The organism is Shewanella sp. 1CM18E, from assembly GCF_023161665.1.
Lineage (GTDB): Bacteria > Pseudomonadota > Gammaproteobacteria > Enterobacterales > Shewanellaceae > Shewanella.
The window spans coordinates 164,981-188,098 of record NZ_JALNTW010000002.1 but is presented as its reverse complement, the minus strand read 5'-3'; the positions used below and the strand labels follow the sequence as shown (position 1 = coordinate 188,098).

General features: G+C 41.7%; 16 protein-coding genes. 10 read left to right on the top strand and 6 right to left on the bottom strand.

All coding sequences use genetic code 11. The annotated features are described in order from the left end of the window. Positions 1–13: 13 nt before the first annotated feature. Both MSG37_RS04050 and MSG37_RS04045 read right to left on the bottom strand, forming a co-directional pair. Positions 14–4,294, bottom strand: coding sequence for an EAL domain-containing protein (locus MSG37_RS04050; RefSeq protein ID WP_248469299.1), 4,281 nt, complete (start codon positions 4,292–4,294; stop codon positions 14–16). A gap of 299 nt (positions 4,295–4,593) precedes the next feature. Continuing rightward, positions 4,594–7,383 carry an insulinase family protein gene (locus MSG37_RS04045; RefSeq protein ID WP_248469298.1) on the bottom strand — a complete coding sequence of 930 codons (2,790 nt, stop codon included), beginning with the start codon at positions 7,381–7,383 and terminating at the stop codon, positions 4,594–4,596. 413 nt (positions 7,384–7,796) lie between these two features. On the opposite strand from MSG37_RS04045, the gene sixA reads away from it, so the two are divergent. Continuing rightward, on the top strand, positions 7,797–8,267 hold the full coding sequence (gene sixA, locus MSG37_RS04040) for a phosphohistidine phosphatase SixA (protein WP_248469296.1): 471 nt from the start codon (positions 7,797–7,799) through the stop codon (positions 8,265–8,267). Between the two features lie 145 nt (positions 8,268–8,412). Here sixA and smrB read toward each other — a convergent pair whose 3' ends face one another. Then, complete coding sequence (gene smrB, locus MSG37_RS04035) at positions 8,413–8,943, bottom strand: endonuclease SmrB (RefSeq protein WP_248469294.1); 531 nt, start codon at positions 8,941–8,943, stop codon at positions 8,413–8,415. A 79-nt stretch (positions 8,944–9,022) separates the two neighbouring features. Here smrB and prmB point away from each other — a divergent pair, with 79 nt between their 5' ends. The 7 genes from prmB (at position 9,023) to MSG37_RS04000 (ending at position 15,574) form a co-directional block, all read left to right on the top strand. Then, positions 9,023–9,967 carry a 50S ribosomal protein L3 N(5)-glutamine methyltransferase gene (prmB, locus tag MSG37_RS04030; protein WP_248469293.1) on the top strand — a complete coding sequence of 315 codons (945 nt, stop codon included), beginning with the start codon at positions 9,023–9,025 and terminating at the stop codon, positions 9,965–9,967. Positions 9,968–10,135: 168 nt separating this feature from the next. Then, complete coding sequence (gene aroC / locus MSG37_RS04025) at positions 10,136–11,230, top strand: chorismate synthase (protein WP_248469291.1); 1,095 nt, start codon at positions 10,136–10,138, stop codon at positions 11,228–11,230. Next, positions 11,230–12,408 (top strand): MFS transporter, encoded by a 1,179-nt coding sequence (locus MSG37_RS04020; protein ID WP_248469289.1) that lies wholly within the window; start codon positions 11,230–11,232, stop codon positions 12,406–12,408. Before aroC ends, MSG37_RS04020 begins: the two co-directional genes overlap by 1 nt. Positions 12,409–12,454: 46 nt before the next feature. After that, entirely contained in the window at positions 12,455–13,576 is a 1,122-nt protein-coding gene (locus MSG37_RS04015) for an ATP-NAD kinase family protein (protein ID WP_248469288.1), read from the top strand. 144 nt (positions 13,577–13,720) lie between these two features. Then, complete coding sequence (locus tag MSG37_RS04010; protein ID WP_248469287.1) at positions 13,721–13,990, top strand: YfcL family protein; 270 nt, start codon at positions 13,721–13,723, stop codon at positions 13,988–13,990. 90 nt (positions 13,991–14,080) lie between these two features. Next, a complete protein-coding gene (locus MSG37_RS04005) occupies positions 14,081–14,605 on the top strand; it encodes an RNA methyltransferase (protein WP_248469285.1) in 525 nt (174 codons plus the stop codon). 255 nt (positions 14,606–14,860) lie between these two features. Beyond that, positions 14,861–15,574 (top strand): DUF3313 family protein, encoded by a 714-nt coding sequence (locus tag MSG37_RS04000; protein ID WP_248469284.1) that lies wholly within the window; start codon positions 14,861–14,863, stop codon positions 15,572–15,574. A 71-nt stretch (positions 15,575–15,645) separates the two neighbouring features. On the opposite strand, the gene mnmC is transcribed toward MSG37_RS04000, so the two are convergent. Beyond that, on the bottom strand, positions 15,646–17,616 hold the full coding sequence (mnmC, locus tag MSG37_RS03995) for an FAD-dependent 5-carboxymethylaminomethyl-2-thiouridine(34) oxidoreductase MnmC (RefSeq protein ID WP_248469283.1): 1,971 nt from the start codon (positions 17,614–17,616) through the stop codon (positions 15,646–15,648). Between the two features lie 230 nt (positions 17,617–17,846). On the opposite strand from mnmC, the gene fabB reads away from it, so the two are divergent. Both fabB and MSG37_RS03985 read left to right on the top strand, forming a co-directional pair. Next, a complete protein-coding gene (fabB, locus tag MSG37_RS03990) occupies positions 17,847–19,058 on the top strand; it encodes a beta-ketoacyl-ACP synthase I (protein ID WP_248469282.1) in 1,212 nt (403 codons plus the stop codon). A gap of 208 nt (positions 19,059–19,266) precedes the next feature. Beyond that, a complete protein-coding gene (locus MSG37_RS03985; RefSeq protein WP_248469281.1) occupies positions 19,267–19,632 on the top strand; it encodes a metalloregulator ArsR/SmtB family transcription factor in 366 nt (121 codons plus the stop codon). A 36-nt stretch (positions 19,633–19,668) separates the two neighbouring features. Here the strand turns inward: MSG37_RS03985 and arrB are convergent, their stop codons facing one another. Then, a complete protein-coding gene (gene arrB, locus MSG37_RS03980) occupies positions 19,669–20,373 on the bottom strand; it encodes an arsenate respiratory reductase iron-sulfur subunit ArrB (RefSeq protein WP_248469280.1) in 705 nt (234 codons plus the stop codon). A 10-nt stretch (positions 20,374–20,383) separates the two neighbouring features. Beyond that, positions 20,384–22,942, bottom strand: a complete 2,559-nt coding sequence (gene arrA / locus MSG37_RS03975) for an arsenate respiratory reductase molybdopterin-containing subunit ArrA (RefSeq protein WP_248469279.1) — start codon at positions 22,940–22,942, stop codon at positions 20,384–20,386. Between the last annotated feature and the right edge of the window lie 176 nt (positions 22,943–23,118).

Sequence of the window (23,118 nt, the reverse complement as noted above, 5' to 3'; positions counted from 1 at the left end):
TTTTTGTTGTTAATTAGTTTCTGGTTCCATCAGTTGGGGGCAGATATTGGTTATTTGCATCTAAGCGTAATAGCTTAGTGAATTCGGATTCTTTGACAGCTTTACTATATATATAACCTTGGATCTCTTCGCACTTTAGAGCCTTTAATATATTAAGTTGAGATGTTTCTTCAACGCCTTCACCAACTACAGAAAGCCCCATGTTGTGGGCAATAGTGATAATTGAATCTACCATTTTTAAATCGCGATCTGACTTATCAATGTCATCAACAAAGGCTTTATCAATCTTTAATGTATGGATAGGGAACTGCTTTAAATAAGATAATGAGGAATAACCGGTACCAAAATCATCCAGTGCTAAACTCACTCCCATTTTAGCAAGTTGCTGCATTACTTTTATGGCTTTTTCTGGTTCTCTAATTACGGTACCTTCAGTTATTTCTAGCTCTAAATTAGCTGCAGGTAATTGAGTGAGTCGTAAAATTGACTCTATTCGCTGCTGAAGATCGGGTAATGCGAATTGTTTCGACGATAAATTGACGGCGACCCGACCATTAAATAAACCTTGGCTTCGCCATTTTTGCGCAGCAAAACAAGCCTTTTTAAGTACATGATCACCAATTTCTACAATTAAACCGTTTTCTTCAGCCAAAGGAATGAATTTATTAGGCGGAATGAGTCCATGTTCTGGGTGATTTAAACGTACTAAGGCTTCCATACCTGCCATTTGCCCGGACTTTAGATCGATTTTTGGCTGGTAATACACTTCAAATAGGTCGTCTCTCAAGCCTTCGCGAATAAGGTTTTCAACTTCGAGCTGTCTGATAGCATTTTTATTTAGTGATTCAGAGTAAAACTGATATCTGTTACCTCCAGCAGATTTTGCATGGTACATAGCAATATCTGCTTTTCGTAAAAGAGCTTGTTCGTTTTGGTCATCTTCAGGGTAAAGCACAATTCCGATACTGACACCAACAACAACTTTTTCATTGATTAGCTCAAAAGGTACTTCAAAAGCATGGATAACTGTTTTAGCGATGACTGCACTCGTACCGATATCTGGATTTTTATCAATAAGAATTGCGAACTCATCTCCGCCAAGGCGATAAATGCTAGTATGCCCTGGCACGGCAGCTTCAATTCTCTTTGCAACTTGAATTAACAGGTCATCACCGACTTGATGGCCCAAAGAGTCATTAATTTTCTTAAAGTTATCTAAATCTAATACCATTAGTGTATGGTGGGAGTCTCTTTTTACTAAGTTACCTAATGTGACCATTAAGTTTGAACGGTTGGGGAGGTTAGTGAGTAAATCATTGTTAGTGAGTTTTCTAAGCTCTTCTTCCTGTTGTTTACGGCGACTAATATCTGAAAATACCCCGACATAGTGAGAAAGTTCGCCTTGCTCATCATAAATAGCATCAATGGAAAGTTCCATTAGAAAACTAGTGCCATTCCCTTTTAATGCTTCGACCTCGTTATTCCAACGTCCTTGCTGTTTTAAGATTGAGCGGATCTGTTCAGAGTAACTATTCGGGTATAAATCAAAGTTAAAGAGAGTACCTGTAAACTCTTCTTTGTTTAGCATGATTTGATCGCAACATGCTTCATTGACCTCTACAAACTTAAACTCATTATCAAGGATAAACATACCTTCAGAAATATTTTGAATCGCGCGTTCAAATAGTTTTAGTTGCTCTTCTGTTTGCTTAAAATTGGTGATGTTTTTAATCGTGCCAGTCATTCGCAGTGCATGATCGTGTTCATCACGTTCAACAATCTTGGCTCTATCTAAAATCCACACCCAGCCTTCAGCTTTTCCCTTAACTCGGTATGCAGCTTCGAAGTGATCGGTTTCGCCATAGAAATGTTTATTTAATGCTTCTCGGACTCGCTCTTGATCCATAGGATGAATGTTACTTTCACCGCTTTCGTTACCTGAACGTTGTCCATCTTGAGGGAATTCTAGTGATCCCCAAATGTTAGACCGATAAATCTGACCGGTTTCAATGTCCCAATCCCACATTTCATCGCCACTGCCCCATAATGAAAGTTTGAGGCGCTCTTCACTTTTAGCTATCTGTTTTTGAATTTCACGACGACGTAAAATTGTCCTGACTATCATGATGGATATGAACAAAGCACAAAGAAAATAGACAGACTTCGCTGAATTAGAAAGCCACCATGGAGGAGTGATTTCTATTTTTAGCTCGGTTGTTTCTCCTTGCTTACCCGTAATTGGATCTATAGCGTAAATTGAGAAGTTATATTCACCGGGAGATAGATTGGTGTAGGTTGCAGAGTTTGTGCCTTTAGAATGTATTAAAGACTCAGATAGTCCCTGCATTTGATACACATAGTCAATATTATTGAACGTACTACCTGGACTATTGAAATAAATAGTAAATGGGTAGTCAGAATATTTTAATTGGATTTCAGCCGTTTTTGATAGTTGGCTCTTCAGTATCCCTTGATCAACATTCTCTGAAATGTTGAATATTTTCAGTTCACTTAATGTTACTTTAGGAGGAGTATTGTCTAGTAGATACTCCATTAGTTTATCAATTGGGATTATGGTGATACCAAAAAATCCACCGACATATGTTTTATTATCTTTACTAAGTATTGCATGTACGTTGTATTCTTCCTGGACACCTAAATCTGTATTTACAACAAATGTTTTTTTACTATTTGTAATTATTAATTCACTTACAGAAGAGGCTATGATGTTGCTAGCATTTTTGGAAATAGAAAAAATTGGCTTGTTATTTTTATAAATGCTTTCAATTTTACCTGTATCGACATTTAAAGTGTTTAGGCCTGTACCTGTTCCGAAGTAGACTTTGTTACCACTAATTTCAAGGCTAATAACAAGTTGTCCGGAAAAAACTGAGGTCACTTCATTGCTTGAAAACCTAAAAAGTCCTCCTTGAGTTGCAATAAAAATAGTGTCTCTATATGTTTTTATTTCAAAGATTGGGTTTCCTTGGTCAATTATGAATTTTTCTTTGAGCTTAGTTCTTATTTGGAAGTTGATAATTGAACCAGAGTTGGTGCCTACTATCACCTTTGTTTTGTCAGTGCTTGATTTTACAATAAATGAAGGTTCAGGGTCTAAGGTTTCAATTATTCCAGTTGTCGTATCAATAGATATAAATCCACTAGCACCCGCAACATATATAGAGTTACCTATTAAAATAGCTGATTTAGGGCCCTGTGATTTTGAGTTGAAGGAGCCAAGTAATTTCAAGTCAGTACTGTAAGCTTTGATTATTGGGTCGTCAGTCGCAACGAGTAATGAATTTTTATGTTTTTCTATTGACCAGACATTTTTTGTTGTTAGCTTTTTAGTCTTAATTATATTACTGCTTTTATCTATTATAATTAGTCCAATGTTCTGGTTTATTATAAAATCTTTGGTTATGCCCTTTATTACAAGAGGAGATTCTATGTCCGTAAGGTTACCTTCAAAACTTCCCAATAGAATAGGTGAATTTATTGATGAAACATCAAAAAGCTCGTTTTGAGATAGAGCAATGATAGATTTTCCTTGGTAACTGGTACTTTCGTATATATTTTTGCTTACTCTCTCTAGCTTTTCACCTTTTAATGTAAAGACTCCATCGAGAGAGAATATGTAAAGTTGATCTTTAGTGCGATACATAGAGGTAGCAGATTGAGTAATAGGGGTGGAAATATTTGATAGGTTTATTACTGTTCCTGCATAATTTCTGATAAATAAATTGTTTTTTACTTCAATAATTTGCTTGGCTGCACCAAACTCACCGGATATCAGTTCTTTGATTTTTAATTTAGGTAAGCTTGATGAGATTGCTCGTTCATCGACGACGGTAATGGAGTTTTCTGAACCTAAATAGAGATGGTTATTAGATTGGCTAATACTCCAAATTGCTTTGTCGATTTTTGCGCCTAGTGAGCTGGAAGATATAACCTTATCTTTAATTTTATCGTATACAGCCAGACCTTTGTCTGTGCCTATATACATGGTGCCGCTGTCGCTGATAAACAGACTGCGTATAAATGCGCTTGGAAGTTGGTTATCGGCAGACGGAAAGTAGTGTTTAAAGTCTTTTCCATCGTAGCGATTCAGTCCATTTACGGTTCCTATCCAGATATATCCATCTTGATCTTCCACAATCGAGGTCACATTACTCTGCGATAGGCCGTCTGGTACGCCTAACGCTGTTGAATTAAGTGTGAGTGCTCGTAAAGGCGAAGCCCAAACGAGTGTGATAATGAACAAAAGAATCGCTTGCAAAATAATTTTAGGCATATGTTTTTGTTTGATTATTCGCCAATGTAGAGGATAAATTATTTGTTGATTACACTTTTTCAGAAAGTGACATCATTGTCAAAGAAATGAGGGCTAATTGTAGTTGATAATCTTTGCATTCATAAGAATAACAATGCTAATTAATCTGGTAATTTGCTGTAGACTGGCTTGTTCTGTTTTGCTCTGACCCTTTAGAGGTCAGAACAACTGTATTCAGTTAGTTATTTTTGAGTTTATTCATGTGATGAATATTTAAGTTTAGGCAGGGCGCGAGATGCTGACGAGCAATGAAAAGTAGCTCAGTAGTTAAACTGAGCTGCATCTTGTTTAAAGGCTCTTAAATCGGTGATCATCTTGTCTGACTCAAGTGGGACTTGGTCGTGGTGAGTGTCGCCGGTGCTGAATAGCACTAAACGGTCACAATGTTTAGTACGCATTTTTTGCATAATAAACTTGATTAAATCTGCACGGGTTAGCTGCTTGATTTGTTCTGCGACTAGCTCGCGTTGGTTAAAGTTATAGTCCTTATTGCCAATGCTAGACCAGTAGCGTTGGCTGCGGACTTTAAGGCTCGAGTCCTTTACCAGAACTTGATTCACTAAACCGTGTTTCGTTGCTTCCCACTGCTCATTTGTAATTTGTAATACGGCATAAGTGAAATCTGCAATAAATTCATCGATAGCTTCAAGTAATAGCTGAGGTCCACACGTTGGTGATTGTATGTAAAAAATAATTCCCGGATAACGATTAAGTGGCAGGTAGCCTGTGCCAACCATATAACCAAGTTGTCTTTGAGTTCGAAGCTCATGGAAGAAAGTCGATGACATGGTATGGTTTAACAAGCTAAATAAGGCCATGGTTTCGGGCGTGGCCACATCAGATTGGTAATAAACAATAATGCTGCTATCTGGATGCGACACCGGAATTTCTCGGAGTAATGTTCCTTTGTTTGAAAGGTCGATTAGCTCCCGAGATGATTCTCGGCTTGGCGTTGTGACTAGCGATAAAATGCGTTCTAGTCGATCACCCAATACCTTAGTTTCACTTTCTAACCAATCACCATAGACCAAGCCTTCAAGATGGATTTTTTCATAGAAGCTTTTTACGTGTGCATGCAGGTCATCCAGCGTAATTTCTTCCAGAATTTCAGCCATTCTAGTGGGTTCAAAGCTACGTTTTTGCAGAGTCACTGTCAGGCTAGTAAATAGCTGTGATATTGGCTTTGCTTGAGAGTGATTGTACCAAGCGCGCAAAATTTGACGCTTGATCAATTCAAACCGACTTTGGGTAAAGTTACGTTCACGTGCTTTTTCTATAACGAGTTCTAGTAAAGTCTCTTGTTTACCAGTAAAACCTGTTAGGTGCAGAGTTATGCCACCTTGATGCGGATAGATGTTATAACTCAGCCCAGCAACTTCAGCTTGATAAGTACATTCAGTTAGGTAGTCGAGCAACATTTCTACATATAAGCGGGTTAAGGCTGCATGTTTAGGTGAAGCCGCCGCTTGAGCGGAATCGAGTGATAAATATAGATGACCTTTAGGGACATTAAACTCATCATCTTTACGATGCCAAATCCGATAACCCGGTTTTTGTGCCACCACTGTCGGTACAGGGTTGTTACTTTTATCAGGTCTTGCAATGCATTCATTGATAATGAACGGGTTTTTACTCGGCAAATACAATTGTTCACGAACATTGGTTTGCGACCAGTGAGTTAGGCGTCCGCTAGAAATTGCCTTTATTTGATACGGTGAATGATACCAAGCTGCTTTTTTATTGGTATTCAGCTCTGAGGCGATAAGTTGTAAACGCATATTTTCTGGTGTCATTAACGACAATAACGCTTGGGTTTCCTCAAGGTGCAAACCATCCATGCGGTAGTCACCGTAGATAACATCCTCAATATCATAGTGATGCATGTTGATGCTTAAATGACTCGCTAAATCTAACGCGTTTACTTGTTCTTGATACTGAAATGCAATTTGTAGTAATGCTGCACGTTCATCATAGCGCCAAGACTGTAACCCTTGGGTTTTGATGAGGTTAATATATTCAAATGTTGCGCTGATAACCTCATCCAAGTCTGCTAGACCACGGTCAGTAAGCTGAATACTGATATTGTAATCTTTAAAGTTATAACCATTAACGCCGCCGCCTGCGGAGAGATTATTCGCCAGCCCACACTCTTTTAAATAAGACAGTAAACTGCCTTTACCTTCGTAGCCCAATAAATGACTGACAAAAGTGAGGGGTTTATGCTTGTAAAAACGTTCAAGCTCAGGGAGAGCGAAAGTAATGGCTACCCGTTTTTGTTCCTTTAATGGAATAATGTTTATCTGACTTTGCAGTTGCTCTGGTAAGTAAATGGCAACATCAGGGTAAAGATCTGTACGTGTATGATCACTAATATCACTGAAATACTGTTCTGCTAAAGAGGCTAATTCATCTAGGCTTTTAGGCGCTACTAAACACAGAGTCATAATGTTGGCACTGTATTTCTGCTGGTAAAACTCAAGAAGCTCCTGTCTAAGTTCCTCTTCTTTGCCGGCCAAGGTCTTAAGATTGCCAACTGAAAATTTTGAGAAAGGATGAGCAGGGTTTACCGTTTCCTTTTGCACTTGATATACGCGGCGTACGTCATCTTTTAACTTCATGCTAAATTCTGACTCGATGGCATGACGTTCACGATCGACTAAGTCGATATTAAACAGTGGTGCAATAAAAAACTGGCTAAACCTGTCTAGAGAATCTTCAAATTGCTCTGCGTTAATGCTGTAGAAAAAATTAGTGTGTTCGGTACCAGTCCACGCGTTATTGGTGCCACCATGTTGATTGATAAAAGCGGAATACTCACCAGATTCAGGGTATTTTTCGGTACCAAGAAACAACATATGTTCAAGAAAGTGTGCCATGCCTGGGCGTGCCACTGGGTCGTCAAAATGACCAACAGCCACAGCCATAGAAGCTGCTGATTGCGTCGCTTCGTTATCCTCAACCAATAAAACAGATAAACCGTTTTTCAGGGTAAAATGGCGATAGCGGCGATGATCATTTGGGCTGATTTTAATTTGTGTAACTTTTGACAATGCATGGCTCCAGTATTACCAACAGGTGAGGCAACGTATCTTGATTGCTCAAGTCTAGATGTAGACGTACCTATACGCGTAACTTATTGAGGAAAGTATAGTTGATTAAACTATTGAACTAACTTGCCATTATTTTTGTTTATCTTCAAACACAACCGTTACAAATGTTTAAATTAGCTACGAGTTTGACTAATTTTTTTACACTTTAATTTTGTTTTAATAAATCGGTAGGTAAATCAAAGCAAAAAATGAGAGGTTAGTAGTTAAGTCATGCACAGTGATTGGTCGAGACTCTTGTTTTAAAACTCGGCTTTCTATTCGACTAATTAATAACTAAATAACGGTATGTTGGCGAACCAATTCAGACTACAATTGGTTTATAACAATAAAAGAATTGGGAGTAGCCAAGCAGTATGCAGCTATTTTTAATGCGTCATGGTGAAGCGGGTTATAACGCGCATTCAGACAGAGAACGCAAACTAACCGACTTAGGTCGGCATCATACGGCCTTGATGAGTAACTGGTTAGGGCGCTCGATCACAGAGTTTGATTTAGTGCTAGTCAGTCCCTACTTGCGAGCGCAGCAAAGCTGGCAGGAAGTCAGTAAACACTTCCCAGAGCCGTTGCACTGGATAACGCTTGATGAGTTAGTTCCCTCTGGTAATCCTGGTCAAGTAGCAGATCTGGTGCTTGCTTATGCTGAGCAATATCAAGCAAAAAATGTACTGGTATTAGCGCATATGCCGCTTCTTGGCTACCTTGTCAGTGAGCTTGTTGCTGGAGAGGAACCACCGCTATTTGCCACATCCGGGGTTGCCTTAATTAGCAGAGAAAACGAAAAAAACGATCTTGTATGGCAACATGCACCGCACTCTATTAGTTGATGCTTTTAACTAATCGTTGATTTTTATTCGGTAAGTGCTGGGTATTAATTTAGCGCTATTGGGTTAGTCTGCTTCAAACACCTAAAAAGTGAGTCTAATGTGACTCACTTTTTTCGTTTTACAACAATGTGTTTTTAGTTGTTATCTAACGGCGATAAGGCTGATCGCCAATATCAATCAATACCAGCAATGCAGCGTCGCCGCCCCATTCTTTAGTGGCTTGATGAAACGCTTTTACATGCGGGTGCTGGGCTAACCACATCGGAATATTTTGCTTTAATATGCCAGTGCCGTGGCCGTGCATGACGCAGCAACAATGACTTTGCTGCTTAATACAGGCTTGAATAAGCGCAGCAAGTTCGAGCTTAGCTTCCGTTTGACGCATACCGTGCATATCTAACAAAAGATCAGGCACATAATCACCTCGCCTGAGGCGCTTAACATCATAGCTATCTACATCGTCTCGAGCCCATTTCATTGGGCCATCCAGAGGTAATAGCGGTTGGTAGGTGTCAGAGAAGTAGCTATCAGCATGCAGTTGCTGCTCTTTCTCTTCGATTATTTTACGGTTTTTGGTTGCCGTAGTGAAATGACGCTTATTTTGTTGCAAAGGGGTGATCCCCTTAGTCAACTCTGCAAAAAGCGCCCATTCATCGTTATCTTTGTTTTTATTCATCTCTCTATTTTATTGAATCCGATGCCTTATGAATAGACTTCAGTTACAATGATTCGGAATTAAAAAGTTGGAGTGAATTTTGGATAAGATTTTTGTTGATGAAGCGGTTACAGAGTTACGCACTATTGGCGATATGCTACGTTGGGGTGTCAGTCGTTTTAATGATGCAAATATTTACTATGGCCATGGTACAGACAACGCATGGGACGAAGCCGTTGCGTTAGTTTTTCACGCATTGCACCTACCTGAAGAAATTGGTCAGCAAGTTATTCACTCTAATCTAACTATTAGTGAAAAACATAAGATTGTTGAACTGATCATTCGCCGCGTAAGAGAGCGTTTGCCAGTGCCATATCTAACAAATCAAGCGCGTTTTGCCGGCTTAGAGTTTTATGTTGATGAGCGCGTATTGGTTCCACGCTCACCAATTGCAGAATTAATCGCAAATCGTTTTAGCCCTTGGTTATACAACAAACCAGTTAATCGCGTATTGGATTTATGTACCGGTAGTGCATGTATTGCAATTGCTTGTGCCTATGAATTTGAAGATGCTGAAGTCGACGCGCTAGATATTAGCGTTGATGCACTTGAAGTGGCGCAGATTAACATTGAAACGCTTGAGGTAATGGATAGAGTATTCCCTATGGAATCCGATCTATTCTCGGCGATCCCTAAAGGGCCACATTACGATCTAATCGTATCTAACCCGCCTTATGTTGATGCTGAAGATATTGGCGACATGCCAGATGAATATCACCATGAACCAGCAATTGGTTTAGCATCAGGTCGTGACGGTTTAGATCTGACTAAACGCATTCTTGCGAATGCGGCTGATTACCTAACTGAAGATGGCCTACTTGTGGTTGAAGTGGGCAACTCTATGGTGCACTTGAGCGAGCAGTTCCCTGATGTGCCATTTACTTGGGTTAACTTCGAAAATGGCGGTGACGGCGTGTTTGTATTAACCCGTGACCAGCTAGTTGAAAATGAATCACTTTTCGCGATCTATAAAGATAGTGAATAATAGTGTTTAGCCGCAGCTTAGGCTGCGGCTTATCACCAAGTAGCTTTAGGCTATTTGGTGAACTACCAATCTGTACACCTACAACAAGATTGGTATTAGATGAGGAATTTACCGATACAACGCGGGTAAATGAAAATTAGAATAAAGAGATAGAGGGCGATAAAACGAATGTCGGGAAACAGTATTGGTCAAAATTTCGTAGTTACAACATTCGGTGAAAGCCACGGCGTCGCAATTGGCTGTATTATTGATGGCTGTCCTCCAGGTGTTGAGTTGACTGAAGCAGATATGCAGCACGACTTAGATAGACGCCGCCCTGGTACCTCTCGTTATACTACTGCTCGTCGCGAGCCTGATGAAGTGCGCATTCTTTCTGGTGTTTTCGAAGGTCAAACTACCGGTACGTCAATTGGCTTATTGATTGAAAATACCGATCAACGCAGCAAAGATTACTCAAACATTAAAGACTTGTTCCGTCCGGGACATGCAGATTACACCTATCAGCAAAAATATGGTCAGCGCGATTATCGCGGTGGTGGCCGTTCATCTGCCCGTGAAACTGCAATGCGAGTGGCAGCAGGTGCCGTGGCTAAAAAATACCTTAAGCAAGTTCATGGCGTCGAAATTCACGCTTACTTATCGCAGCTTGGACCTATTTCAGCAGATACTGTTGATTTTGACCAAATTGAACAAAATGCCTTTTTCTTTCCTGATGCATCAAAACTCGATTCATTAGACGAGTATATGCGCGATCTGAAAAAGAGCGGCGACTCGATTGGTGCGAAAGTCTCTGTTGTAGCAACAGGTGTGCCTGTTGGGCTAGGTGAGCCGGTATTTGACAGACTTGATGCGGATATTGCCCATGCTTTGATGGGAATAAACGCGGTTAAAGGTGTTGAGATTGGTGATGGTTTTGAAGTGGTCAATCAAAAAGGTTCTGAGCACCGTGATTTGATGTCGCCAGAAGGTTTTGCTTCTAATCATGCTGGCGGCATTTTAGGCGGTATTTCATCGGGTCAACCAATTGTTGCCCATATGGCGATGAAGCCAACTTCAAGCATCAGTGTGCCAGGCGAAAGCATGACTGCCCAAGGTGAAACCGCTGAAGTGGTCACTAAAGGTCGTCACGACCCATGTGTTGGTATTCGAGCTGTGCCGATTGCTGAAGCCATGCTAGCAATTGTATTAATGGATCATTTACTACGTCACCGCGCGCAAAACATGGATGTCAACAGTAGTACCCCTATTATCGGAATGCGTTAATGTTTCAACCTAAAAGCACAGAGCAGCAACTTCGCTGGCTCTGTGCCTGTTATTTCTTCTTCTTTTCTATCCTTGGCATCATGGTGCCTTATCTTGGCGTTTTTTTTGATAGCCGCGGTTTTGACGCTCAAGAAATCGGTTTTCTACTGGCGATTTTAATGGGTACGAGGATTATTGCGCCAAACTTGTGGGCGATAGTCGCTGACAAAACCGGCATGCGCTCTGAGCTCATTAAAATCGGTGCGGGTGCGGCAGCATTAAGTTATCTCACCTTTTTCTATGATGGCGGCTTAGCCTATCTAGCCATTAGCCTTGCAGTATATACTTTCTTTTGGAATGCGATTCTCTCTCAGCTTGAAGTGATAACCCTCGAAACATTAGGCGATGATGCCAATCGCTACGGCGCGATACGTAGCTGGGGCAGTGTGGGTTACATTGTACTGGTGATTAGTGGCGGTTTTGCAATTGGTCATTGGGGCCCGCAAATTCTACCTTATATAGGTATGACGCTCTTTATTGGCATGCTGATTAGTGCTTTGCCACTGCCTTCTAATCGAGCGACTGTCGACCGCAGTTTTAAGCGCAAACCGCTAGTATTTGATAGAGCGCTTATTTGGTTTTTAGTGTCAGCCATGTTACTGCAAATGAGCGCCGGTCCTTTTTATGGGTTCTTTGTACTGTATCTTAAACAAGCGGGTTACTCAGAATCTGCCGCTGGTATTTTTGTGGCACTGGGTGTAGTCGCTGAAATTTTCATGTTTATGTATGCGCCAAAGCTGCTCGGTCGCTTTGGTGTTCAGTTATTGCTTATTGTCAGTATCGGTTTAACCGCTGTACGTTGGCTATTGCTGGCGTATGGCGTTGAAAACATTATTTACTTGAGTATAAGTCAACTATTACATGCCTTTACCTTTGGTTTAACACACGCAGCTTCAATTCAATTTGTGCATAAGCATTTTGATATCAGCAGGCGTAGCCAAGGCCAAGCACTTTACGCCAGTTTAAGCTTTGGTGTTGGTGGCGCGTTAGGCACTTGGCTGTGCGGCATTATTTGGGGCGATGGTAGTGGCGCTGTCTCAACGTGGGTCTTTGCGGCAGGATGCGCCTTTTTATCCATGCTAGCCGTGTTGTTAATTCCGAAAGAGCACAGGGCTGAACAGCTTGAAACAGCAAAATAGCTTAATCAAATAATAACTAGAAAATGTCAAAAATGGAGTATTGATAGTGAGCACATTTCGTCTTGGGTTGATCATTAATCCACTTGCCGGTTTAGGTGGTAGCGTAGCTCTTAAGGGCAGCGATGGTGTCGCTGAGCAAGCAATTGCTAAAGGCGCAGTACCTAAAGCACATCTTCGTATGCAACAAGCATTAGCTGTTATTGAACCTTACAAAGATAGCATTGAAGTGATAACTGCATCTGGCGCGATGGGGGAAGACTTGGCGGTGCAGATGGGCTTTACAACCAGAGTGGTTTATCAAGCTCCGAATGAAACTGTAGCTCAAGATACTCAAAAAGTGGTGGCAGAGCTATTAAATGAAACATTAGATTTGTTGTTGTTTGCGGGAGGGGATGGTACTGCCCGTGATGTGTTTGCGATTGCGGACGAGAATATCCCAGTATTAGGTGTACCAGCAGGGGTGAAAATTCACTCTGGCGTTTATGGCATTACCCCGCATGCATCGGGCATGGTGGTTAAAATGCTGCTCGATGGTGAACTAGTCAGCCTAATGAGCGCAGATGTAATGGATATTGATGAAGTCGCCTTTAGAACCGGAGTGGTTCGAGCACGGCGTTTTGGTGAGATGCAGGTGCCAGCGGAGCCTAGATATGTACAAGCGGTAAAAATGGGCGGTAAAGAAAGTGATGAGCTAGTGCTTGCCGATCTTGCTGCTGAAGCTATTGAGCTGATGGAAGATAACCTTTGTGTTATGGGCTCGGGTAGCACGGTCGCTGCAGTAATGGGAGAGCTTGGACTTGAAAACACACTTTTGGGTGTTGATCTTATTCAAGATGAAACCCTCGTCGCCAGTGACTTATCGGCGAATGAACTATTGCAGCTTACTGAAAATAAACCGCTAAAGTTATTTATCACATTGATTGGCGGTCAAGGCCACATACTTGGTCGGGGTAATCAGCAACTCTGCCCTGAACTAATAAGGCGCGTCGGAAAAGACAATATTGTTATCTTAGCGACAAAAACAAAGCTAAAAGCACTTGATGGCAGGCCATTAATTGTGGATAGTGGCGACCCAGAATTAGATAAGCAGTTAACGGGTTATTATAAGGTGGTCACTGGCTACCATGATTACGTGATGTATCAAGTCGCTAATCCAGATCTAGCTTAGCAGTTGTTGGCAACGCCGCTAACACTGAGACTGAGTAAGATTGAGTCAATAACCACGGATATATTAAAAAATAGTTTGAAAGAACACTTAAGCAGGCAGCGAATAGTTGCTGCCTACTAAACAGATAAAGACGCGGAGCCCTCGATGATTGAGAAGTACGAGCAGACATTACAAGACTGGATTGAGAATATTGTTGCCGAAGGCGATGATGATGCATTATTTGCTAGTGGTTATTTACAAGGCCATTTTGCGGTAGTCTTGTCTCAGTTAGAAGTTGAGAGTGAACAAGATATGGCGGCACTAGAAGTGAAAATGACTGAGTGTTTAGCATTAGCAAGAGAAGAGCTCAGTGACGCAGACTATGCATTAGTAAATGATGCATGGACACAATTAAGCACTAAATTAGCTGCATAAGTAAAAGCTGGCAACTTATAAAAGCCGGTTAGGGCAAACGTATTGATTAATGTGTTTGCCAATAGATAGAGTGAAAGAGTTTACCCTGTTATGAGTAAGAGTAGTTACGTTGGTATTGGCCTAGTCAATCCAAAAAGCCCGACTAATGTCGGTGGGATCATGCGCGCTGTAGGTTGCTACAGTGCCGATGCAGTATTTTATACAGGTAAACGCTATGAGCTAGCGGCCAGCAATGGCACAGCGCAATATAACACCGACACCAAGCGGGCTAGCAGTTCAATTCCTTTAACTAAGGTTGAGTCTTTACTCGATGCAATTGCACCTGACGTTAAAGTGGTCTGTGTCGATCTCGTTGAAGGTGCTATTCCGCTACCTGAGTTTGAGCACCCAGAAAAAGCGATTTATATCTTCGGCCCAGAAGATGGCACAATTAATCAGCAAATCGTTAATAGTGCTGATGCGGTCGTTTACGTACCGACTGTTGGCTGTATGAACTTAGCGGCATCAGTCAATGTTTTGCTATATGACCGCTTAGCTAAATCAGCTTCAATTGCTAGCGATGAACTTATTCGCAACAGTCGTGATACCAATAATCGCGTACGAGTAAAACGCTAAGTTGAGCCTCTATTTGTATTGCTCCTAAAGCCACTTTGATAGTGGCTTTATTGTTTTCTCCCTAACGTAAAAGTATCTAGCCTCCTAATAAGTATTACCTTTATTTGACTGTTAATGCGTTCCTGACCATATTTAATTGTACAGACTGAACCCTTGGAATTTATGCTGATTAGCGATTAGCGATTAGCGATTAGTTTTAGCTGTACAGGGGCTACCGTGAGGGATAAAAGTTCACCTAGAAAAGGATTACTATTGATGCGAACACCAGTATTAAAGAATGTCGCTATTAAGGCTGCAGTGGTATTAAGCTTAGTTGGTCTAGGTGCCTGTAGCACTGAACCTGCTAGGCTAGAGCAGGGGCCTAATGCAGAAACAACCAAAGATGGATTAGTTAAAGTGGATCACTCAAAATTGGACTTGTCCTATGCAAGACCGAACGTTGAGTGGAAAAAATATACCAAGTTATATTTTGCTCCCGTAAAAGTGACTAATGATCACCCCGCAGATTATAAGCCGCCGCGTATTGATAAAAGAGCTGATGGTTTAAATGCGACTTACGATCTGCCACCTGAAGCGCTAGAGAAAATGTCGGCTCAATTTCAAACCACCGTAAAAGATGTGTTTAATAGTGAACAACCATTTGAGCTTGTTGATAAAGCTGGCGCTAATACACTAGTGATAGAAGCGGCTGTTACCGATATTCGTTTGAGTGCGCCCATTGAGTCGAGCCGTCGTAGTTTCAGCTCTATGGGGCGGACCTATACCGAAAACTCAGGTTCGATGATGTTATTAGCGGTGATTAAAGATGGTGAAACCGGTGAGATCCTCGCAAAAGCTGCGGATAGAGGCCAAGGTTTTGATCAATGGAGTCAAAATACCCAAGTCTTTAATTGGGGAGACGTGAAAACCGTATATCGCCGCTGGGTGAATGATTTTAAAAATGCGCTGATGGAAGCTGGAGCGCAATAGATTTAACCCACGATGCTCGTCACAATCAAAGCGCCTAATTGGCGCTCTGTTTTTTTGTGAAGTGAAACTAATTAAATATTAGTTTCACTATTATCTAACGCCTTGCCTTTTAACAATTTACGCAGCCACATTCTATTTGGGTTAAGTAGTGCCACAAAATCATTGCTAATAGGCATGTTTTCACCACAAATTTGTGCGGCAAGGGCTTCTGCTGCTAATGGGCCAGAGCTTAATCCACGAGAGCCAAGGCCGCCTAATACGTAAAGATTTGGATAAGTTGGTGCTGGTTGTGACTGCCAAAACTTTCGACTTTCAGGTGTTAGCTGATGATTTTTATAAAGCGCAAGAATGCTGTCAATATCTGGCGCTGGTCCCATCATAGGTGCGTGATCACGGGTCACCATGCGCACACCTACGCGGGCGCTGTGACCTGAAATATCAATATCTTCAACCCAATCTTGCTCTATATAACTGTGTTGGATCTTTTTAAGGTTCTCGACTTGCTCTGTTGGGCAGTAGTCTAAATGTTCTGCATTTTTCACATAACTAGCACCTAGGCAGTGCAGATTATTATTGCTTGGCGTCATATAACCATGTGCGCACAATACTGTACTTAGCTTGGATAGCTTAGCCCTGCTCGGGGCATGACTTACTTGGCCTCTAAAGCCCGTAGCTTGTAAATACTGGGTTTGATTGTATTGAGTGAGAGATTTGCCATTGGCGACAACTAGCGCACTAAATGGGCCAAAGCGTTGTTGTTCATTGCTTAGATACCAAGCATCGTTTTGATAATCAATTGCAGTAATTTGTGTATTAAGCGCCAATTTTACATCGGCAATGGCCTGAGCTTGTTTAAATGCCGCTTGGGTGAAATCTTGCGGTGATACCCAGCCGCCTAGTGGGTATAAGATCCCACCATCGTCTATTTTCACCGAGGCAATTTCTGACGCTTGTTTGGCTGTGATTTTGGTCGCGATAAGTGATTGCCAATCATAGCTGTCTATGATCTTGGCAACACGTTTTCGGCTGCGTTCATCATGGCCAGTATGAACCACACCACAAAGATCATAATCAATTGAGTGGCCTTGAGCTGCTAATGTTTTTAGTCTTTGTAAGCTAAACAAATATGCTTGTTGAAAATATTGACTTAAATGATTGTTATCCGGTGTTAATAGCGGATAAATAGCACCTTGTTTATTGCCCGATGCTGCTTGAGCTAATGCGCTATCTTCACAAAATAAATGCACTTGTTGGCCGCGCTCAGCTAATGATAATGCCAAATTGGCACTGGCAACCCCGCCGCCAATAATCGCGATAGGCTGGGTGTTCTCACTTGCTTGAGGCGAAGATTTGCTGCTGATTGGATAAGGCGCTTGTTTTTGTTGCTGCTGTGAGCGAAGGGCTCTGCGCTCTAATAAGGCAATATCATCGGCTTTAAGGGGAGCATTTTGATATAAGCCAACCAGTTTTGCCCAAGATATAAATGTTTGCTCTGTATTATCTTTAGAGCTTGGTTCAGTGCTAATGTGAGTATTAGTTTTAGTGCTTAGATTAGCCTCGGCGAAGGTTTGTGAACAATTTAGATTATCTAAATCAAGCTGGGCATTATCTTCGCTGAGCTTCGCCATCTGCCAAAACAGATCCAGTGTGAGTAGTTCGGGATCAAAGTTTTCTGCAAAACACCAATGATTGATAAAGCCAGAATTTACTAATGGGATTTGTTGTAGCTGTTGCAATAACGGACCAAAGTGAAAATCAATTACTAAGCGGCCGTTATTTAAGATGCGACGTTGGCAACCTTCTATGGCTAGTATCGGTAAGACGTTTTCATGAGCGCAAATTTGTTCAAATTGTTTTTCCTTTAAAACCTGAGCTAATGTTTGGTCAATTGGGCTGAATACTTTTAAGCACACTCGAGCACTGCCTTGATTTAAAACCAGCGCTTTTAAATTATTAAGCGAGCTTAATCCAAGTTGAGCAATCACTACTGAATGGGTGGATTTTGTATCAATAATTTGCTGAACAATTTTACTTACTGTCATGGTTCCGTCTTTAATGTTAAATTAAACGCTCACAAATATGCGTTACAATCGCTTTTACTTGTCGAAAGTGTACCTTTTTACGGGTAGATTTTGGCAAAGATTATACGTAAGGTCTCATAATCGGCATTATTTTTGTGTTCCTTATGGAAAGCTGACCACTTATATGGATGAAAAGCGATACCATTGGTTCAGCAAAATTGGTACTAGATGTACAGAATGGAAAGTTAATAATGAAAAGAGTCGTGATCACTGGACTTGGCGTAGTGTCAAGTATCGGTAACAACAAGCAAGAAGTCACTGAATCATTAAAAGCAGGTCGTAGTGGTATTACCCACTCAGATCAGTTTGAAGAAATGAAGCTGCGTAGTCATGTTTGGGGCGACATTAAGATTGACCCATCAGAATATATTGACCGTAAAGCACTGCGCTTTATGGGTAATGCTGCAGCATATGCACATATCGCAATGCAAGAAGCGATTAAAGATGCTGACTTAACTGAAGAGCAGTATTCAGACCCACGTGTTGGCATTATTGTCGGTACGGGTGGCGCATCTTCAGCAAACCAAGTTCAAGCAGCAGACACATTACGTGAAAAAGGCGTTAAACGTGTTGGCCCGTATATCGTGCCACGCATTATGTCGAGCACAGCGAGTGCGTGTTTGGCAACGCCATTTAAAATTAAGGGCATGAACTACTCAATCAGTTCTGCTTGTGCAACCAGTGCCCACTGTATTGGTCATGCAGTCGAGCTTATCCAAATGGGTAAGCAAGATATGGTATTTGCTGGTGGTTCTGAAGAAGTGGATTGGACGCTAACCATGGGCTTTGATGCTATGGGCGCACTATCGACTAAGTATAATGATGAGCCAACGAAAGCATCACGTACTTATGATGCAGACCGTGATGGTTTTGTTATCTCTGGCGGCGGCGGTATTGTTGTTGTTGAAGAATTAGAGCATGCATTAGCCCGCGGCGCAAAAATCTACGCTGAAGTTATCGGTTATGGCGCGTCATCAGACGGTTATGACATGGTTGCTCCATCAGGTGAAGGCGCTGTTCGTTGTATGCAGATGGCACTTGCTGATGTTGATACACCAATTGATTACATCAATACCCACGGGACATCAACGCCAGTGGGTGACATGCGTGAGCTTGAAGCACTGCGTGAAACCTTTGGTGATAATCTGCCAGCCATCGCATCGACTAAGTCTTTAACGGGTCACGCGTTAGGCGCAGCCGGTGCTCACGAAGCAATTTACAGCTTGATCATGATGGAAAGCAATTTTATTGCACCAAGCATCAACATCGATAATCTCGATGAGAAAGCTGAAGGTATGCCGATTGTGACCGAAATGACCGAGAAAGAGCTTAACACTGTGATGAGCAACAGCTTCGGTTTTGGTGGCACAAACGCAACTTTGGTTATGCGTAAGTACAAATAAGCATTTAGGTAAAGTCTAAATGAGTTTAAAGGGAGCATAGGTTCCCTTTTTTATTATCAGCTGCTCCATAAAGAAGCCTGTATAAAGCAATATAGCTTGCTGAAAACCGCTATCTTTGGTTTAAATTTAGTCATTAATTAAACGGCGAAATTGACTAAATAAATTTACAACTCATAATGTACAGCCTCAATTATAAATAGAAGATCCCATGACTACTCAGCTTGAGCCTATTAGCTTATTTAAAGCACTATCAGATAAAATTCGTTTATCGATTATTTTACTTTTGCATGTTGAGGAAGAGCTTTGCGTTTGTGAATTTAGTGAAGCACTTGATGAGATTCAACCTAAGATCTCACGTAATTTAGCCTTGCTAAAAACGGCAGGACTCGTTGTTAATCGTCGTCAAGGCCAATGGATCTATTATTCTATTAATGATGAATTGCCACAATGGGCGCTTAACACGCTTAACGAGACTTATTCTGGAAATCAGGAGTATATCGAACAGGCGTTAGTCAAACTTAATAAAATTGGTGAGCATGAAGCACGACCAAAGATCTTATGTAATCCAAAATAAGGAGCTGAATGCTTCAGCTCCTTGATTCATTCAATGTTAGTAAAGGGTTTTAACATTGAAGCTGCGGATGTAGTAAACATTAGGGCGAGTATTGGCGTCTAAGTTTAACTGTTGAGTTTTGTGCATTTTAATCAATCTTGCTGCTTCGCTGTTTGGATCGTCAAAATCGCCAAATATTCTAGCACCCGATGGACAAGCTGAGACACATGCAGGTTTCAGCCCTTGATCCAAGCGGTGATCACACAAGGTACATTTTTCGGTGGTACGTCTTGAGCGAGTATTAGGATATGTATCACCACGCTCTGGGTTAAGGTAAGGCAAGGTTTTAGTTTTTACCTGTTTTAATACATCATAAGGCGAAGCCATCCCTTTGCTGATTAATGCCTCATCGTCTTGCCATTGGCGATGGGGGATCTGCTTGTTGTAGCTTATCACGCCATAAGGGCAGGCGCGCATGCACTTTCTACAGCCAATACACTTGTCGTTATCTTGTAAAGTTAAGCCACGTTTATCTTTATACATAGCACCAGTTGGGCATACTTTCACACAAGCTGCATCGCTACAGTGGTTACAAAGGGTTGGTATGTAACTGTACTTTACATCAGGAAAACGGCCTTCGGTTTGATTGATATGGTTTGACCATTTTATTCCATCAGGCGTGTTATTTTCAGTCTTACACGCTAAATCACAGCCACCACAACCAACGCATTTTTGTAGGTCTATTACCATTCCAAGTCTCATAATATTCCCCTTAGACCTTTGCTATTTGAATTCGAATATGTCCATAGAACGCTGACGCGCCGCTTAAGCGGTCATAACGGTCGGCGATAATGTCGTTGTTGGCGCCGCCTCTAGCGGTTTTACCAAACATCTTGCTGGCGTTGCGGCCGTAAGCCCAATGGCCCTGACCGAAGCATTTTGCAATGGTGCCGGGTCTAACGCCTTCCCATAACACGGCGGTACAAGTGAGTTGGCCTACAGGGCTAGTAACCATAATTTTATCGCCAGTTTTAATGCCGAGCAGCTCTGCATCGATTGGATTTATTTTGGCGCTGTCTTCTTGGGTGATATCACCTGGGTCGAGATCTTTAAATTCGTAATACCAAGGCGTATTCGCTGAGCGGCCTTCTTTATTTAGGCGCGACTTTTGGTCTACGAGTAAAAACGGATATTGCTTAGCGTCGCCAAATCGGTATGGCGCTTCGTAGTGGGGCACAAACGCTACTTGGCCTCTCGCATCATATTCACAAGCTTGCATCACATCATCTACGCTAACGTGGTGATTTTTGGCATGCTTAGTTAAGGCTTTTTCTAAGGTTTTGCTATAAAACTCAAACTGTTTAGTTTCAGTTTTAAAATTGCCCCAACGTGACCCAAGTTTGTATGGATGACTGTTCCATACACCTTTGTCGATAAAATCATCCCAGCCTTTCATTGGCGGGCCATATTTATCTGAAGCATTTAACCACAGCGGAGAGGTGACATATCTGACGAGTAACTTACCGAAATCTAACTCATTGCTTGCAGGCTGTTTAGTTTCTGGATCCAGCAATTGCTCGTTGATGTATTGCCATGGCTTATCGAAGCCTTTCTCTGCCAGCTTTTTCGCCAGTAGATAGGGGATTTCGGACTCATCATCTTTAGTATTCCACAAGCGGTCAATTGACGGTTGCTGCACAGATACTTGATGGACACTGTTGCCAATTGAGTCTAATACGCCCCATTTTTCGAACATGTGATGATTTGCAGGCAAGATAATATCGGCAAACCAGCTGAATTCAGAAATGTTAGTGGTAACATGAGCCATAAACTCCACTTCACTCAAGGCATCATTCCATCGCTGGCCTTCAGGAGAGGAGAAGTTAAAGTTATTAAAGTAAGCCAACATCACTTTAATTTTGTATGGATCGCCACTTAACATGCCATTTGCTGTGTTGCTGGTAACGACGCCGCCTCCCGGTTTGCCTTTCTTTAATGCTGGAAAGGCTAAGGTGCCACGTTGATCGATTTTAGCTTGTTTAATGCCCTTAGCCGCAATGTCATCAAGATAGGGCTTAGAGTCTGGGAATTTTTTATTTAGGTCTATTTTATTCGCGGGGAACACACCACCTTTACTGTCGATACCGCCAAATAGTCCGTTTAGCGCATGGCAAGCCAATGAAGTATAAGTGCCGCGTGTATGCATTACCGCGCCGCGAGATGTCCATACTTGCACTGCAGGTGCTGCTTGGCCCATATCTTTTGCGATTTGGACAATGGTTTGTGCTGGGATCTGGCTAATCGATTCTGCCCATTCTGGGGTGTAATCCTTTAGCGTTAAATTCCACCACTCAACAAGCCCGTGAGTGTGCTTTTCGTCAAAGAGTGCAGGGTCAACGGTTTGTCCCGCTTTAAAGAGGTTGTTACCCGATTTAAAGTCACCAACAAACGGTTTATGCCAAATGCCTTCAACTAATGCGACATGAGCGATAGCAAGTGCAAGTACACTATCTTGAGCCGGTTCAATTGGGATCCATTTATGCGCTTTACTCGCTGAAATAGATAGGCGCGGGTCAACCACAACAACCTTGGCGTTATCTAACGCGCTGCCCCATGTTTTAGAGTAGTAAGATACTTGGCGATTACTGGCGATGGGATCTGCACCAAAAGATAAAATAAACTTAGTGTTCTCGATATCATATTGGTTATACCCCCAGTTACCATCCTGATAATAAGGCCCCATTTTATGCGCCTCAGCACAAATAGAACTGTGAGAGATATTGTTTGGCGAGCCAATCATATTCGTCAGATGTTTATAGATAAACTCATTGATATGCGAATATCTGCCACGAAGTAATGCGTATTGGTGCGCTTCACCGGCATTACGCAATGCGATGATCTTATCGGCGAGCAGATCGAATGCTTCATCCCAAGAAATTGGCTTGAACATAGGATCATGTTCTTTGCCTTTTTTAGGGTTGGTACGCATTAAAGGGCTGCGAACTCTGTCGGGATCATAAACCTGTTGCAGACTTAAGTGTTGTCTTGGGCAGCTCGACTCTCCATGGACATGAGAGTTTACGTTACCTCTTACTTTTACCGCTCGCCCCTCAATAATGTAGGTTTGTTTAGCACACCAGGAGGTACAGCCTTGGCAGGTTGTTGCCACCCATTTGCCTGTGCCAGTGAGCTTGTCGGACTTAGGTAGTTCGTGCTCAATTCCTTCAATGACAGGAGTCATTGAGTTACTGCAGCCTACTGTTGCTAAAGCCGTAGTCGCAGCTGTTGTTTTTAATAGCGTTCTTCTGCGTGTATCGATTTTCTCGCTCATAAACCCACACCTTTAAATAATATCAAATATGCAAAATTACATATATATACCTAATTATATATACTTTTAATCAAGTGGGATTGGTAGTCCCTTTGTCAGCGGAATGTCACATTTCTGGGTTATTGTTATTGGTTGTCTGAATTAATTTAGAGCGAGATCACCAAAATACGCTGCTT